The following is a 16,630-nucleotide window of genomic DNA, read 5'->3' on the forward strand; positions in this document are numbered from 1 at the left end:
GCTACTGTATTGGGTTTATTTTCGCCCAACTCGGTTGAAGGAATATTTCTATCACATTAATCCTGCAATCTATAAGGCTGAACCAGGGCTTCAGACCATCTTTCGCACAACTCAGCTTTCGCCGTATCGGAATCTTTACTGCATGGTTCCTATCCTGAGTCTATGTTTTGGACTGGGGCTGGGGCTACCTTTATTGTGGCTCGCGAGCTGGCACTTGCAGCATTCTGTTGGTCTATTTTGGGCCATAGGTGGGGCGATCGCCGGAGCAGCCGTAGGAAGCTTATTTTTTATCTTATTTCTAGGCGTGCTTGGAACTGCGGTCAGTATTGCCAGAGGACTAATGGCAGGCACAGTGGTTGGCGTTGCCAGCGGCATTATGAATAGTATTTTATTCTGCGTCATCCTTGGCATCTCGCAGGGCTTGCCCTGGCTAAATGTAGAAACACAACCTGGGGTTATTGCGACCTTTGCGTTGTCTTTTGGGCTGGCAATTGGAATTATGGTCGGTGTGACGATCGGTGGCGTAGCGGGGGGCATTGTGGGGCTGGTGCTGGGAAGCGCTGGAAGCCTCATCGTTGGCATGGTGTTTAGCGTGCTGATCGTTGCCCTATCGGCAATTGACATTGCCGCTGAGCATACAGGTATCGTATTTGGATTTGTGTTTGGGTTGGTGGCGATCGCGGGTGGTGGGGCTGCGGTTAGTCTGGTAAAAGGGATTTTTAGCAGCGTCATTATTTCAGCGGCCGTGGGGGTTGCGGTTGGGTTTTCGTCCACTCCGGCTGTCGGTCTGCTGACGGGGGCGATCGCCATCTCCTGCTCACTACGCTTGCCGTTTTATATTATCGAGTTAGTTTGGGCAGGGTGCTGCCCTCAAAAATACAATCTTGCTGCGTGGGATGAACTGCTAGTTATTTATCTTCCTGGGTTGCGACAGCGGCTTTTGCAGCAGATACAGCAAGATTTTGATCATGGTGTGATACAGCTTTGTTATGTAGCCTGCAATCCTTTTCAGCGTTGGGTTGCACAGTCTGCATTAAAACATTATCTTATCCATCACCCTACGCCGCTTCATGAGCTGCATCAATTACTGACTCACCCAGCAAGCCATGCATACGTTTTTGCTCCTCTCAGTCATCACGGCTGGCTGTATATTCCAGCAATTAACCATGTTCTTTTAGGGGAATTACACGATCGCTGGGTCAACTGCACTACTGATCCCAGCAGCCGCTTGTTTGAGCATCTGATTTATCAGATCAGCCGCTGTTTGCGAAACAATAGCCAGGCCCCGCTAACCGAATGGGCTAGGATCTTATTCCAGTTGCAGCTTGCAGAAATATCCCAGCAAAAGCTTTCATTGCGGCATATTGCTGAAATCCAGGCGATCGCAGCTCAGCTTGCCTCCTATCCTGGCGGTGCAGAAATCTGTCAGATGTTTGATGTTATTCATATTTTTCTCAAGGGCGATCGCCTTGTGCCTCTTGCGGAGACAGTCTCTCATACAGATCTCCGCTTTCTCCGCAAACAAGATGCGCTTAATCCACCCGCACTAGAGATTTTGCATCAATTGCAAACGATTGCAATCGACATCTACACATCTGGGCAAACCAGCCGAGTTAATCAACAGGCGGCCTTGCTGCGAACAAGCAACACGCTCAACTTGCTAGAAGAAAAGCTCGACGCACACGTTATTACGCCTGAGCGAATCCTTTTGCGACAAGTGATTCATCACTGGCAGAATCTTGTTTGCATAGCCAGTGGAGAAATTGGCAATGCCCAGCTTATTCAGCCAGTCCCTAATCCCTATGTCATCGGCAACCCAGTGACAGGTAGCCTTTTCGTGGGTCGTGAGGACATTATGCGTCGGCTCGCAGAACTCTGGTTGCCCAGTCAACAGGTGCCGTCTGTGGTGTTGTATGGTCAGCGACGCATGGGGAAGTCTTCAATTTTGCACAATCTTGAAGCTATTTTGGGCGATCGCGCTGTCATCATCGACTTCAATTTGCAAGTCATGGGCATCGTCAATAATACTCACGAATTGCTCTATGCGCTTGCCATAGAAATGTACGATGGGCTGCCTCACCCCTTACCTGTTACATTCCAGGAACCCCAGCTTTCTCAGTTCACTCAGAATAATCCTTATCAATCCTTTTTGCGGTTCCTCAAGCATCTCGACTCTGCTCGTGCCGACAGGCGATTTATTATCACAGTTGATGAGTTTGAGTTGTTAGAACAGCTTATTGAAGCCAATGTGGTAGAACAACGATTAATCACCTTTTGGCGAGGGCTAATTCAAACCTATCCGTGGTTTGTTATGGCCTTTGCTGGACTGCACACTCTTGATGAAATGCGGCAAGACTACTGGTGTCCGCTTTTTAGTAGTGTAACTGCTATCCCAGTAGAGCCTCTCTCGTTTTCAGCAGTGCAGCAATTAATGATGCAACCCTCTCCTGATTTCGAGTTGGAATATGATCCAGCAGTTGTTCAGAAAATTTTTACCCTTACGAATGGACAGCCTTACCTTGTGCAACTTCTAGGACATACGTTAGTTACTTGCTTCAATCGGATGGTATTTGAGCAAAGTGCTATACGAGATAAGAAGATAACACTTCAGGATCTAGAAATGGTGATCAATTCCTCAAGTTTCTATCGAGATGGAGATGCTTATTTTATGGGAATTTGGCGACAGGTAGGAAGTGGCCAGCCTGAGCATCAATCTAAAGTACTGTATTGCTTGTGCGATCGCCCACTCTCTATCTCAGAGATTTCAGACAAAACTGGGCTGAGTGTTTCGACTCTCCAATCGATTCTCTCAACATTACAAAACCGTGGCATTGTTTTGAAAATAGGCGGGCGTTATACCTACACGGTGCCACTCATGCGAGGCTGGATAAAGCGTCTGCATCTGCCTTCTCTGTCTGAGTAGCGCGTTGGCAATGGCGAGACCCAATTTGCAAAATCCTGCAAGGTCATACGAATGGTTGTGATGCGATGCTCCAGATGCAAGGCTCCAAATGCGATCGCTGAAAGCCCAGCAAAATCCCAAATCAGCATTGTAAAACCGTCAACCCAAGATTCCAAATCGGAATGGGTTGCACAAAAGCGCAAAGGCTAGATCGCAAAGCCGCAAATCCAATGACCTGTTTTACCTTATTAGTTGGCGCGAAGGCGTAGTGACTTCTCAAGCTCATCTCGGTAGGCTAATAAGCATCAAGGTAGCGCGTAAAACAAAATCGCAAAACTATTAACAGGGCGATCGCGCTTGACTCTTGAACCCGTTCCGATCTGATTGCACGTCCCCCCTAACCAATCCAGAAGAGGACATTCACCATGACTGCTACACTCGCTCCCACACGTCCGCCTGCGCTAGTTCCGGTTTCTGCTCCCCAGTCTATTCAGAATGCTATCCGTAATGTCGCCTTTCCGCTGTCTCCGGTTCCCGAATTTGAGCGTTCCATTTTTGATTGGACCGTCATCACGCTGACGGTCGGGACGATGATATTGGGCGTGTTGGGTGGGTCGTTTGCCCAGCGGGCCAGTGCCGCAGAAGTTCCCACCACTCCCGCGACCGAGGTGCAGCCGAATCCTGGCACTGCGGCAGATTTGGGTGGTGTAGTGGTGCCATTCTGCTATTTTCCTGAAGACCCGGCGATCTGTTTCACCGGCGTTGGAGGCAACGAAGAACTCGTCCCGCCGCGCCCTGTTCCGCCGATGATCAAGCCGCCGCTGATTCACGTCCGCCCCACCTTTTCGCCAATGGAGCCGGAGCCGCCCGTTTTGCCGATTGTGATTGTGCCGTTCTCTTGAGAATGGTTTTGCGGCTCATGCTATAGGTTTGCCTCAGGGTTGCATTCTCGGCTTAGCACCAGCCGCCCGTCGGTTAATTCATACAAACCCTGCGGCTCGATAATCGGGTCGCCGGGTTGCCAGGAACGGTTCTGGGGCGCTGGCTCTGGAGCCGTTTCGGGTAGCGGCTGCACGTCTCCGGTGGGGAAGGGCGACAGCGACGCATTTCCTGGCGCGTAGGGCAAGCCGCCAGATCCCGTGATGACAAAGCGGCCCGATTGGCGATCGCGCACCACGCAGCTATTAGCCAGCAGCCGCCCTTCGTCTATCGAGGCATCTGCCAGCGGCGTGAGGCTATTTTGAACCCCGCTGGTGTCGGGCGTAGTGATTTGCCCAGGTGCAGCTTGTCCCGATGCGTTTAGATCGACCTGATCGTTGTTATCAAAGTTGTCTGCATTGCCAGGTGGATTGGTTTCGCTAAAGAAGGGTGATAAGGTAATGTCGCCGCCACGGCCTTCGGCGGCACGGCTCACGATGTCGCTGTCGTCGAACGCCACAACCCCAGCGCCGCCGATGGTGATGTTGCCGCCGTCGAGTTTGCTGTCGGTGGTGATGTCGCTGTCGCCTTCGAGTAAGGTAACGCTGTTGGAAGCAAGTTCGCCTGTGTTGATCTCAATGTTGCCGCCGGAGGAGCGTGGGGCGCGGGTGGTGATGTCGCTGTCGGACATTTGCAGGCGATCGCCCACCTGAATCCGGATATTGCCCGCCGTGCCACGTCCGTTGCTGGCGGCGGTGATGGCTGCTCGCTGAGTTAGAAACAGATCGCCCGTGTTCAGCGTAATGTTCCCGCCTGCATCTCGTCGGCTGGCGGCAGTGATGTTGCTGTTGCTGAGTGAGGTGCGATCGCCCACTTGAATCCGGATATTGCCCGCCGTGCGTCCTCCCCTGTTGGCGGCAGTAATCGCAGCATTATCGTCCAGGTTCAGGCTGCCTGTGCGAAGCGTGATGCTGCCGCCTGCGGCAAGTCGTCCGGCTGCCGTGATGTTTGCGTTGCTCAACTGCGTGCGGCCACGAATTGCGATGTTGATATCGCCCGCATCTCCTCGCCCTTCGGTTTGGGCAGAAATGGTAGCGCGATCGCCAAGCTGCAAACTGCCACCGCGCACGGTGATGCTGCCGCCGCGCCCTCTGGAGTTGGGCTGGGTGTCGGCAAACAAGCCGCTCTGTCCATCGCCCGCGTTGGCGACCGCAGTGCCAAATTTTTCGCGGCGATCGCCCACTGTCGGATCACTGCCCGAAAACGTGAGCTCGCCACCGTCGAGCGTAATGCTGCCCGCCCGCCCCCGCCGCAACGCGCTGGCAATCACCTGCCCGCCGCCCGTGGACTCAAACTCGTTGACCGATAGGCGAATGCTGCCGCCCCGACGGTTGTTTTCACTAACCGCATAAACCGCAGCCCCATTTAAAATTCGCAGGCGGTTGGCTCGAATGAAAATTTCGCCACCGCGCCCCTGTGCGCCAGAATTCGTATTGGTAAATAGAGCGCTGGAGCGCCCTGTTTCATTAGTGAAGCCCGCCAGTCGGATATTGCCTGTTGCGATCACTCGGATGTCGCCTGCATTGCCCTCTCCGCGTGTATTGGCAACCAGTTGGGCCCCACGGGTGATGGCCAGCGATCCGGTTCTGATATTTACCCTGCCGCCTTGCCCGATTCCGCCAGTGTCTACACCGCTGAAAATGCTTGTGCCTGTGCCAGAGAGGAAGATGCGATCGCCCGCCCGAATCCTCACTTGACCTGCATTGCCCCGCCCGGAGGTGTTGGCCACCAACGACGCGCCATTGGTAAGAAACAGCGAACCCGTCTCGATATCGATCGCGCCGCCCCGCAGCCGAACGTCGTCGTCCAGCGCTAGCGTATCTGCGCCCACGCTGCTGAAAATAGCGGTGCCGTCGCCGTCGAGGGAGATGCGATCGTTCGCTCGAAGAATCACATCGCCAGCATTGCCCTGTGCGCCAGTGCTGGCAACGAACTGTGCCCCGTTAGCAAGCTCCAATCTATTAGCGTGAATGCGAATATCACCGCCATTTCCAACAGCATCCCCTTCAACATTGGCAAACGCGACGCTGACCTGGCCGCTTGGGCCGGTTCCAGCAAAGCGAACTCGCTCTGTTGCGTGGATAATAATGTCGCCGGAATCGCCTTTCCCCAACGTACCCGAAAACAGCCGCGCCCCATAAAGCACAGAGAGGTTGCGGGCCTGGATGTCGATGTTGCCGCCGCGCCCCACCGCACCATCGTTGACTCGGCTAAAGATTGCGCTGGTGAACTGCTGATCGGCACTGAGTCCCTGAAACAGTACATCGCCAGTTGCCCGAATCAAAACATCTCCTGCGTCGCCCTGACCGTTGGTATTGGACAAAAGCTGTGCGCCGTTTAGCACCGACAGTGACCCTGTTTCAATGTCAATAGTGCCGCCGCGAAGCTGAATGCTGTCGTCCAGGGCCAGAGTTTCTTCTCCCACGCGACTAAAGATGTCGCCGCCGTCGAGTAAGATGCGATCGCCCACTCGAATCACCACGTCTCCCGCATTCCCTTCAGCGCTCGTGCTGGCGATCAGTTGCGCCCCGTCAGCCATCTCTAGCACGTTGGCGGTCAGGCTGATGTTGCCTCCATTGCCTACCGCGTTTCCCTCTGTATTGGCGAATACTACGCTGGTTTGCCCGGTGGGGCTGGTTCCGGCAAATCGCACTCGCCCGGTGGCATTGATGATGATGTCGCCCGAATCGCCCTCGCCCAGCGTGCCCGAAAATAGCCGCGCTCCATCCAGCACGAATAAGTTACGGCTACGAATATCGATATTGCCGCCACGCCCTTGTCCACCTGCACCCACTCGGCTAAAGGCAGAGGAAGGCAACGAGCCATTGGCGCTGCGTCCCTGAAACGTCACGTCTCCCGTTGCTCGGACAATCACGCTACCTGCGTCACCTTGTCCGGTGGTATCTGACTGCAACTGTGCGCCATTGGTCACAGTTAGAGTGCCTGAGGTGATGCGAATATCGCCTGCTCGGAGCTGAATCGTGTCGTCCAAAACCAGAGTGTCCTTCCCAACATTGGTGAAAATGCTGGTGCCACCGCCGTCGAGCGAAACGCGATCGCCCGCAGTAATAATCACGCTGCCTGCGTTGCCCCTGGCACGAGTATCGGCAACCAATTGAGCGCCATCTGCCATCTCCAGAACATTAGTGGAAATATTGATGTCGCCGCCATCGCCTACGCCGTTTCCTTCAACATTTGCGAAGGCAACGCTGGTTTGCCCGTTTGGGCCAGTTCCGGCGAAGCGCACCAAGCCAGTGACATTAACAATAATGTCGCCAGAGTCACCCGTCCCCAGCGTACCTGCAAACAGTCGCGCCCCCTCCAGCACAAACAGGTTGCGGGATTGAATGTCGATATTGCCGCCGCGTCCTCTGGCTCCTTCATCAACGCGAACAAAGGCAGCGGATGGCAGCGAAGTATCCGTAGAGCTGCGTCCCTGAAAGGTCACGTCTTCGCGGGCCCGGATCAGGATGCTGCCTGCGTTGCCCTGCCCTGCGGTGTTGGCGAGCAGTTGCGATCCGTTGAGCAATACCAGAGACCCCGTGGTAATTTGAATGTTGCCGCCCTGAAGCTGAATGCTGTCGTCCAGGGCCAGAGTTTCTTCTCCCACGCGACTAAAGATGTCGCCGCCGTCGAGTAAGATGCGATCGCCCACCGTCAGAATCACGTTCCCCGCATTGCCCTGCCCTAGCGTACTGGTGCTGATCTGGGCCGTGTCTAGCAACTCCAGTTGATTTGCCACAATTTCCACATTGCCCGCGTTGCCAATCGCGTTTTCATTCACGCGGTTTCTCACGAGGCTGCCTTCTGCGATTCGCACGGTGCCCGTTGCATTCAGCCGGAGGTCGCCCGCTTGGCTGCCCTCCGCGCCGAAGGTAGATGCGATGCCCGCCTGCAACTCGCTATCGCCCAGCACTGAGATGTTCCGCGCTGTGACGCTAATATCGCCCTTGTCCCCCAGCAGCACGTCCACAATTGCGCCATTGGTAAAGGTCACGTCACCCCGCGCCACGCTGTCGGGAATGACCAGGCTGCCGTTGGGATTGAGCTGCACCGTGCCGCCTGCGCTCACTGCGCCGATATCAATGCGGCCGCCAAAGGCGCTCAACCGTCCTCCTTCGACCTGCACGTCACCGCCCAGCAGCGTCAGGCTTTGCCCATTGGGAACCCGCAGCCCCACCAAAAACGTGCTGCCCGGAGCAACAGGCGTGACGGAGCGGTTGACGATGCTGCCTGCCGCCACCTGGTTGAAAAATAGCGCTGAGGGATTGATGGTCAGCAATGCCGAGGGAACTTCGGGGGCAGTGGCGCTGAATCGTCCTAGGTCGCCAAACTGGAAGCCGCTGGCGGTAGTAGCCAGGAAAGACCCCTGGAGATCGAGGCTGGCGGCAGGGCCAAACAGAACGCCGTTGGGGTTGAGGAAATACAGGTCGGCGCTGCCCAACACGCCCAGCCGTCCCAAAATATTGGACGGGTCGCCCCCGGTGACGCGGCTAAAGATGGCTTCCACCCCAGCAGGATTGGCGAAATATGCACCCCGCCCCGCGTCGATATTGAATTGCTCAAAGCTGTGAAACAAGTTTGCCCCGCGCCGTGCGCCGCCATCAATGCGATCGCTCAAGATACCGCGAATCAGCACATCCCGCGTCACCACGGAGCTTTCTGCCCCCAGCGTGCCATCTTCAAGAATTGCCTGCGCCTGGGCAGTGGATGGCAAGGCGGTCAACAGTCCCAGGGCCGCCGTGAGCGCAATGGCTGTGACAGTTGCCTGGGGTGGCCCAGACCAATCAGAGCTTTGGGGCAGGGTGCAGGTTTGGGGACGCATAGACGCTTTCCAGAGAGCAAAAGTTGCCCATAGTCTACCATCCTGCTTTTGGGTGAAACGCACCTAAAAAGTTCATTAAATTCAGCAGTTTCAGCCGTTCCTTTAATGAGCGATTGCAGAAAAGTGCAAGCAAGTTTTCAGGTTTTGACAAATCCTTTGAGCAAAAACTTCAGCCCTGCGGCTGGGTGGCTCCGATATAGTTCTGAGTGTGGTGCAGTTCCAGTTTGGAAAGTGTCCCACCCCAGCCCAACTTGAGCGGTTCAGTTCTTAAACCACTATTTCGCGTTTGCGATTCCGGGTTCCTTTGTGATTTCTGTGCTGTTGATCGGTGTCCTGGTTTGGCTGGCAGTGTTTCATTGGCAAACGCAGCGAGCCTTGCGGTGGTGGTTTGAGCAGCAGCACCACTGGCTTTGTCGCGAGGCGGAGCAGGTACGCAACGGCCCTTTGCAGAATATCTTCGTCATGCGGCGACAGTTGGAAATGAACTCGGATACTCTGAGCAAACCCCTCACCGAGCAGCCCGCCTGGATGGCACAGGTGACGCTACTCAACGGGCAACTGGTGCGGCTGAGTGATGACCTGTCGCCGCCGTATCTGGAAACTAGCCTGCCGCTGGCGCTTCAGGCTTGGGCGCAGGAGGCAGAGTTGTCAGGCTGTCCGAGGCTGCTGCTGTGTTTGCCCCCAAGCTGGCCCGTAGAGCCGACGCTGCGGGTGTCGCTGTTGCTGTCGATGTTGAAGCATCTGCTGCGGGGAACCCAGTCGGCGGGTGACGGGCCAAAGGCCGTTGCCCTGGAACTGGCAGAGCGATCGCCCCTTAGCATCGGTCACATTGGCGTACTGACCATTCGTCTGGAGTATCCAACGGTGGCAGCGGCAGAGGCGGCAGGGCGATCGCCCCAGTGGGAGTTGCTCAGTCGTGCGTTTGCGGTGCTGGCTCCGGGCCGCTGCACCCGACGGCGACAGGCACAGCGCATCGTTTGGCAGTTTCGCTGGCGGCTCTCGCCAGACCCATCGGCCCCCCGATGTTAGCAGGGAGTTGAGCCTGGGCTGAAATGCGGATGAGTTTTGCGACCCTCAGTTTCTCTCGGATTCGCCCCCTATCCACGTTATGCAAGAGCAAGGATGACGCATTATGACCCGAGCATTAGCCTTTAACCCCGGTGTCGCGGCGGACAGGAGCCAAAAACGGCGATCGCAAATGGCCGCAGCGCTTGCGCTTAAGCTAGAAAGGGAGAGACGACGGGAGGCGCAAATGGCGGAAACCGCTGCACTCAAGAAAATTGTTGTCGTGGATGACCACGAACTCGTGCTAAACAGCACAGTGGAAGCGCTAAAGCAGCAGTATGCCGATGCCCAAATCACTACTGCCCAAACCGCAGCCAGCGCCCTTGCCCAAATTGCTCAAGCCCAGCCTGATCTGGCAGTAGTGGACTTGGCGCTGCCCGCACAGCCCGGCCAGCCCTCGCGCCCGGACGTGGGATTGCAACTGCTGCGGACGCTGATGCAGCAATATCCTACTCTCAACATCGTGGTGCAAAGCGCCAATGCCAAATCGCTGGTGCGGCTAAAGCCTGCGATCAATGCCCACGAAGGCGGCTTTATTATTGCCGACAAGAGCCTGTCGCTAAAGGAAATGTTAACCAAGGTGGAGTGGGCAATGCAGGGGCTCGTGTTTACGCCAAAGGAAATGCGAACTGGGTTGGAAATCAAACCAGAGTGGTTGGAGGTGCTGCGGTTGGCGTTTCAGGAAGGGCTGCAAGATAAGGCGATCGCCGAACGGATGAACGTCGCCGAGCGCACCGTCCGCCACTATTGGACGCAGGTGCAAGACGCGCTGGGCGTGTATCCCGACACGGGTAAAAACAACCGCATCCAGACCGAAATCCGCGCCCGCGAAGAAGGGCTGATCGACTAGATGAGTAAGCGACAAACGCCCTGGACTGCGCTGCGGCGCGAGTGGCGCATCTGGAAAGCAGGGGCGCTGCCAGGGTTGGCAGTGATTGGGCTGGTGGCGCTGCTAAGGCTGACGGGCGGCCTGCAAGTGCTGGAGTTGCTGGCGCTGGATGCGCTGCTGCGGCTGCGTCCGGCAGAACCCACCGACCCGCACATCCTGATCGTCGGCATCGACGAAGACGACATTCAGGCGATCGGGCAGTATCCGATTCCCGATGAGCAACTGGCGGCGCTGATCCGAACGTTGCAACAGGCAGCGCCAACGGCGATCGCCCTTGACCTCTACCGAGACTTGCCCCAGGAGCCGGGCAGCGCAGAGCTGGCGGCCCTGTTTCGCAGCCAGCCCAACCTGTTTGGCATTGAAAAAGTGATTGGACGGGCGATCGCCCCGCCCGCCGACCTGCCCGATACCCAAGTTGGCTTTTCAGACCTGCCCACCGATCTGGATGGCAAGCTTCGCCGCAGCGCCCTCGGTAGCTACAACGCAGCCAAGACCGAGTTTCGCCTGTCGCTGGCGCAGCGTCTGGCAGAGCGATTTTTGTCTGATCGCGGCGTGTCTCTGGAAGGCGGTCTTCGTGATCCCTATGCCATGCGGTTTGGCCCGGCAGAACTGCCGCGCACCCAACCCAACACGGGCAGCTATCGCCAGTTGCAGCCGATGGAAGTAGAAACGCTGCTGTTCTTTCGCAGCGGCGATCGCCCGTTTGAGATCGTCACCCTGCGCGAGGTGCTGGCGGGGCAGGTTTCAGCAGAAAAAGTGCGCGATCGCATCGTGCTGATTGGCATGGTCGCCCCCAGCGTGCGCGACACCTTCAACTCGGTGGCCGCCGTCACCAGCGTCCCAGAGATGGCGGCGGGAACCCTCGCCGGAGTCGAAGCCCACGCCCACGCCACCAGCCAGATCATTCAAGCCGCGCTCTACGGGCGGCCGCTGCTGCGCGGCTGGGCAGAACCCTGGGAATATGGCTGGCTGATTCTTTGGGGCATTTTGGGCATCGGGCTGGGGCGGTTTCTGGTCAGTCCCCTGCGGATTCTGGCGGGGCTGGGGCTGGGGTTAATCATTTTGCTGGGGCTGTGCTTTGCGCTGCTGCTGGCGGGCTGGTGGGTGCCGCTGGTGCCTGCGCTGCTGGCGTTTTTCCTGAATGGCGTGGGGCTGACGGCAGCACTCTTCTATCGCCATCAGCAAGATTTGAAACTGCAACTGCGCGATCGCCAATATGTCATCGACCACACCTTCAACGCCATCCACAGCGGCCCGCTGCAAACCCTGTCGCGCCTGCTCAGCAAAACCCGCTCAGGCCACCTGCCCGAAAGCCAGTGGGAAACCGAGCTAGAGCTTCTCAACCGAGAACTGCGCGTCGTCTACGATTCGGTTCGCAAAGAAATCCTGACAGAAGATGGCAGCCTCTACCTCTCCGAAGATCAGGCCCTCGACCTGAATGGCCCCTTCGAGGAAGCGCTGTACGAAGTCTATGACTACACGCTGCGGCGAGATTTTGACTGCTTCAGAACCTTGAAGTTGCGACTGACTACCTTCGAGCCGTTAGAGACTTCTGGACTTACGATGGAACACAAAAGAGAACTCTGTCGGTTTTTAGAAGAGACGCTGTGCAACGTTGGCAAGTATGCTGTTGGAACCACACAGTTGAACGTTGTGTGCAAGCAGGAAGACGGGAATAATCTCATCCGCGTGATTGACAACGGCAAGGGATTTGAATCAGAAAAATCTGTCAAATCCTCTGCGGTCGGAGGGCGCGGCACACAAATTGCGGAAAGCATCGCGAACCAGCTTGGCGGGAAGTTTCGTCGAGAGCCAATCACGCCTCACGGAACACTGTGTGAGTTGAAATGGAACCCCAGTAAGATTCGATTTTGGATGTGAAGTTGAACCCTATTCTGATGTCATGTTGTTTTCTGCAAGGGGGATGACGGTTTTGGGCGATCGCCCCCTCCCAAACTCGCCAGCGATCTTTCCAAACTCTTCATAGGCAAAAGAAATTTTCTCCAGTAGCCTAATGCATAGGTGAATTAGCTCATTGAATAGAGTCTTATCGAAGGGACTGGGACCAGGGCAGCTATCCAAAATCCAAATCCCTCCCCTTCCACCGCATTGACCTTTAACCTAGCCCTGAACGAGGAGGTTCCCCCATGACCCGGCGTTCGCGTTTTCATCGACTATCCAGGCGGCGTGTTCTGCCCCCGGCGATCGCCACTGGATGCGTGCTGGGGCTTACCCTCCTGGGTGTCTTATTCCCGGCAACCGTCGGGCAGGCAAAACCCTCGCAGCCCCCCGCTGCGCTCAAGTCCTACATGCCGCCGCCGCCAAATTCAGGCTATCAAGCACCCGCCCCTGGCGGCGGGGTCAGAACCTTTGTCGGTGCTGAGCAGCAGAGCAGTTGCACCAGCCGCACCAACCTACCGCTGCTCGCCCTTGCGCCCCAGTTTCACCAGGGGCAGACCAGCACCCGCCGACCGACCCTCGCCTGGTATGTGCCTGGAGATGTGCCGGGAAGCCTGGCGATTCAGGTATTTCGGGGAACCCTGCGGGATTTTGAACGAGAAACTGAGCCGCCGCTGCTAGACGAAACCCTCATCAGCCGCGCGGGCATCATGACCTGGACGGTGCCGCAGGATCTCGCGGTGGGTGAAACCTACGTGTGGCGCGTGGTGCTGGTGTGCGACAGCAATCGCCCGTCGCTGAACCTGCGCGATGTGGCGGAGTTTGTGGTGGTTGCGCCGACTGCGGCGCGTTCGGCAGACCCCGTGCGCGATGCCCAGCAGATGGCCGAAAGCGGCATCTGGTACGATGCCCTGGCGCTGACGCTCAGTTCGCCAGCATCGCCCCAACTGCGATCGCTCCGCATCAGGATGCTAGAAGCCCTGGCCGATCTAGAATCCCGCAACGATAGTGTGCAAGCCGCTATCCGCGTTCAGGCGTTGCGTCGGATTGTGGCGGCAGAGCAATAGGGAGGGTCAGATTTGGGATTTTAGGTTTGAAATTTTAGGTTTGGGATTTGGGAGTTTGGGGCTGAATTTTAGGCGTGGGCGATTAAGCGTGGGCGATTAGGCGTGGGCGATTAGGCGTGGGCGATCGCCCCAGTTGCCGCCCCTCGCGAGAAGGCTAATACACCATTGGGCGGGTAGGATCACTGGCGAAGGCAATCCACAGCGGGAATTGCAGCAGCGACAGGTTGACCACGTCTTCCGACTCGTCCATGATGATCAGCGGTAGCTGCTTTTGCTTGAGCAGGCGATCGGCCCGCTGGGCCAGAGGCTCCGGCGCTTCAAACAGCACCACGCCCTGGTCTGCCCCAAAATCGGTGCGGGAAATGCCGAGGCAGTCTTGCAGACCGCGCCGCCACTCGCCCAGCCGTTCTGGCGTGTCTGCCAGAATCAGCGTCCGCACCTTGGGACCATACAGCTTCCGCAGGATGGAGATAATCGCCGAGGCCACCAGGATGTTTTGCAGGCGAGACCCCATCGTTCGGGTTGCGCCGCGGCCGCCCTGAGTAAAGAACCAGTTGGCAACGCGCTCGGCGTGGACAGGCTCGAAGGTGCGGCGCAGTTGCCAGGCGGGGCCATAATAGTCGGGCGAGGTGCGATATTGCTCCAGCAGTTTGCGGATCTGCCGGGTTTCTTCTTGAAACGCAGGTTCGCCGAACTTAGGCTTGGGGGCGGGTTCTTCGCGCTCTTTTTCCCGCTCTCGATCGCGCTCCCGCTCTCGCGGTGGCGGTGCAGACAGTTTCAGGTCATCCGCCAGCGTCACTAAATCTTGCAGGCTGCCCACCAGGTAATCTTTGAAGCCCTGGATGCGGATGGCGATATCTTGCGAACTGCCTGCAAAGGTACTCCGCATTTCGGCGCGAATGCGCTCCTGGCGACGCTCCAACTGTTCTACAGACACTTGCAGGGCTTGTTTCCGCTGTTCCAACTCGCCCAAACTTTCGCGGGCCAGGCGACCCAGCATTCGCTCGGTGGCGGCAAAATCGGCCTGGAGTTGGGCGATCGCCCGCTTCAGGTCTTGCTCTTGCGCTCTGAGGGCAGCAACCCGTGCGGCGATCGCCGTTGGAGAGTCATCATCGGAATCCATTGACCCATCCGCTTGAGCGGCCGTCGGCTCCGCACTGGGCTGTGATGCTGCAATCCAGTCGCCGGTCTCTCCCTCAGACAGGTCTAAGGGCGCAGGGTCAGACGCACCTTCTGGCGAAAACTCCGAATGGCTCGTCTCGTCTGAACTGGCGATCGCCCCGACGCTGCTCTCGTCATTACCGGGCTGCGGGGTTGGAGCCGCAAGGCTGAGCGGCGCAACGGCACCGTCGGGCATTTCGCTGGAGGAGGGGGTGAAATTCGCATCGGCGGACTGAGAAGGCTTCTCCTCGTCCGAGTCAAAAAAATCTTCGTTGGATTCGTCTGGGTTCATGAGGCAACTTACTCGGAAACGGTCGGACAGCGCTGCTCCAGGCAGGCTTGTAGGGCTTTGGGGTCAAATAGAATTGGCAAAAAATGGATACTGTTCACCTCTTTGAAATAGAAGAGAATCGGCACGGGCGGCCAGAAAATCGCCCAGTTTTGCCAGTCCTGATAGGGAAAACGGCGGATGAGCGTTTCGCCACGAAAGATGTCGAGGGCAGTGGCGGTAAATTGGAGCCGCAGCGTTGCGGTTTGCACCAGCAGGAACACGCCAAACAGCCCAACCGCCGCACCGACCCAAACCTGGAGCCACACCAGCGGCAGCGCCAGCAGCAGGAGTCCGATGGGCAATCGATAGCTGGGCGCAAGCGTCACAGTATCCGTAGGGGCGATCGCAGAGGGTGAGTTCACGTTGGATTTTCGAGTTGATCTTTGACAGCGACGTTAAGAGATTCCCCTCTATTCTAAGTCGTGTTGCCGACAGCCCTCTCAGAATGCGGTTTGAGAACACCGAGTTGAATTGCCCGCCGTGGTTACCCGTGGAACCCGCTAAGCCGCCAGCATCAGAACGAAGCGCCAGTGTCGATGCTTCTGAACATGAGCCAAGACATGAAAAAGTTGCTGACAAAGATCGCTAGCAGCGCTGTCACCACGGCGGCAGTGGTGGATTGACCAACCCCTTTTGCGCCGCCCGTGGTGGTGAGGCCCCAGCTACAGCCGATGATGGCAATCAGCGCCCCAAACACCACCGACTTGATCAAGGCGCTGATCAAATCCCACTCTCGCAAGAGGTTTTGGGCAGAGTCGAGAAAAACCTGCGTCGAGATATTGTAAAGCGACTCCGCCAGAATTGCGCCGCCTGCCATTCCCGTGACGAAGGACAACACCGTCAGCAGCGGCAGCATGAGGCAGCAGGCAATGACGCGGGGAATAACCAGGTAGTCGATGGGGTCGGTTTTCAGCATGTAGAGCGCGTCGATTTGCTCCGTCACTTGCATGGTGCCGATTTCCGCCGCAAAGGCAGACCCGATGCGCCCTGTGACCACGATCGCCGTGACCAGAGGGGCCAGTTCCCGCGAGAGGGCGATCGCCAAAACGCCCCCCACCGCCGTTCCTGCCCCAAAGGCGATGAATTCTCGCGCCACGCCGATGGTAAACACCATCCCTACGGTCAGCGCAGTCAGCAGGTTGATGGGCAACGACTCTGGCCCCACGACGGCCATTTGCTCTGACGTATTGCGGACGTGGATTTTGCCCGTTAGCAGGTGGACCAGCACCTGCCCGCCCAGAAACACTGCTGCCACGAGCCGTCGCCACCAGCGCCCCAAACTCGAATTTCCCAACTCCGTACTCAAGGATGTTTCCGCCGACTCTCTAGGGTGTGCAATAGATTGATACTATGCGAACTTCGCCCCTCTAACATGACTCGATCGCGCTAGAAACTGAATCGGGTTGCTCTAGAAAGCAGGGGCTTGATTCCGGGTGTCTTTCTTAACTCAGCGTTACAGAATTCAGAAAGGGCAGGACGGGCGATCGCCCCGACCCCGGTTTCTCGGCCGCGC

Annotated in this window: 10 protein-coding genes; 6 read left to right on the forward strand and 4 right to left on the reverse strand. The window is 57.1% G+C overall.

Features of this window, described 5'->3' with window-relative positions; all coding sequences use genetic code 11:
- Positions 1-142 precede the first annotated feature (142 nt).
- Entirely contained in the window at positions 143-2,923 is a 2,781-nt protein-coding gene (locus O77CONTIG1_RS15200) for a helix-turn-helix domain-containing protein (protein ID WP_172799705.1), read from the forward strand.
- A 404-nt stretch (positions 2,924-3,327) separates the two neighbouring features.
- Positions 3,328-3,804 (forward strand): hypothetical protein, encoded by a 477-nt coding sequence (locus tag O77CONTIG1_RS15205; protein ID WP_068512076.1) that lies wholly within the window; start codon positions 3,328-3,330, stop codon positions 3,802-3,804.
- Positions 3,805-3,824: 20 nt separating this feature from the next.
- Here O77CONTIG1_RS15205 and O77CONTIG1_RS15210 read toward each other — a convergent pair whose 3' ends face one another.
- Complete coding sequence (locus O77CONTIG1_RS15210) at positions 3,825-8,705, reverse strand: filamentous hemagglutinin N-terminal domain-containing protein (protein WP_068512079.1); 4,881 nt, start codon at positions 8,703-8,705, stop codon at positions 3,825-3,827.
- 315 nt (positions 8,706-9,020) lie between these two features.
- Here O77CONTIG1_RS15210 and O77CONTIG1_RS15215 point away from each other — a divergent pair, with 315 nt between their 5' ends.
- The 4 genes from O77CONTIG1_RS15215 to O77CONTIG1_RS15230 all read left to right on the forward strand — a co-directional run bounded on the left by O77CONTIG1_RS15215 (position 9,021) and on the right by O77CONTIG1_RS15230 (position 13,625).
- Complete coding sequence (locus O77CONTIG1_RS15215; RefSeq protein ID WP_156435306.1) at positions 9,021-9,734, forward strand: hypothetical protein; 714 nt, start codon at positions 9,021-9,023, stop codon at positions 9,732-9,734.
- A 103-nt stretch (positions 9,735-9,837) separates the two neighbouring features.
- Positions 9,838-10,620 (forward strand): response regulator, encoded by a 783-nt coding sequence (locus tag O77CONTIG1_RS15220; protein ID WP_317134116.1) that lies wholly within the window; start codon positions 9,838-9,840, stop codon positions 10,618-10,620.
- On the forward strand, positions 10,621-12,540 hold the full coding sequence (locus tag O77CONTIG1_RS15225; protein ID WP_068512089.1) for a CHASE2 domain-containing protein: 1,920 nt from the start codon (positions 10,621-10,623) through the stop codon (positions 12,538-12,540).
- Positions 12,541-12,806: 266 nt separating this feature from the next.
- Positions 12,807-13,625, forward strand: coding sequence for a DUF928 domain-containing protein (locus O77CONTIG1_RS15230; protein WP_084782707.1), 819 nt, complete (start codon positions 12,807-12,809; stop codon positions 13,623-13,625).
- Between the two features lie 154 nt (positions 13,626-13,779).
- Here O77CONTIG1_RS15230 and O77CONTIG1_RS15235 read toward each other — a convergent pair whose 3' ends face one another.
- The 3 genes from O77CONTIG1_RS15235 to O77CONTIG1_RS15245 form a co-directional block, all read right to left on the reverse strand.
- Positions 13,780-15,078 carry a DUF3086 domain-containing protein gene (locus O77CONTIG1_RS15235; RefSeq protein ID WP_084782708.1) on the reverse strand — a complete coding sequence of 433 codons (1,299 nt, stop codon included), beginning with the start codon at positions 15,076-15,078 and terminating at the stop codon, positions 13,780-13,782.
- An 8-nt stretch (positions 15,079-15,086) separates the two neighbouring features.
- Complete coding sequence (locus tag O77CONTIG1_RS15240; RefSeq protein ID WP_068512093.1) at positions 15,087-15,479, reverse strand: DUF3119 family protein; 393 nt, start codon at positions 15,477-15,479, stop codon at positions 15,087-15,089.
- A 152-nt stretch (positions 15,480-15,631) separates the two neighbouring features.
- The gene (locus tag O77CONTIG1_RS15245; RefSeq protein WP_084782710.1) at positions 15,632-16,423 is read right to left on the reverse strand and encodes an MlaE family lipid ABC transporter permease subunit; all 792 of its coding nucleotides are present in this window, start codon (positions 16,421-16,423) and stop codon (positions 15,632-15,634) included.
- Between the last annotated feature and the right edge of the window lie 207 nt (positions 16,424-16,630).

Origin of the sequence: Leptolyngbya sp. O-77, assembly GCF_001548395.1 — a bacterium.
Lineage (GTDB): Bacteria > Cyanobacteriota > Cyanobacteriia > Elainellales > Elainellaceae > Thermoleptolyngbya.

Coding starts and splice junctions, on each gene's coding strand:
- O77CONTIG1_RS15200 (WP_172799705.1), top strand. CDS start 143: ATGGTTCCTATCCTGAGTCTATGTTTTGGACTGGGGCTGGGGCTACCT.
- O77CONTIG1_RS15205 (WP_068512076.1), top strand. CDS start 3,328: ATGACTGCTACACTCGCTCCCACACGTCCGCCTGCGCTAGTTCCGGTT.
- O77CONTIG1_RS15210 (WP_068512079.1), bottom strand. CDS start 8,705: ATGCGTCCCCAAACCTGCACCCTGCCCCAAAGCTCTGATTGGTCTGGG.
- O77CONTIG1_RS15220 (WP_317134116.1), top strand. CDS start 9,838: ATGACCCGAGCATTAGCCTTTAACCCCGGTGTCGCGGCGGACAGGAGC.
- O77CONTIG1_RS15225 (WP_068512089.1), top strand. CDS start 10,621: ATGAGTAAGCGACAAACGCCCTGGACTGCGCTGCGGCGCGAGTGGCGC.
- O77CONTIG1_RS15230 (WP_084782707.1), top strand. CDS start 12,807: ATGACCCGGCGTTCGCGTTTTCATCGACTATCCAGGCGGCGTGTTCTG.
- O77CONTIG1_RS15235 (WP_084782708.1), bottom strand. CDS start 15,078: ATGAACCCAGACGAATCCAACGAAGATTTTTTTGACTCGGACGAGGAG.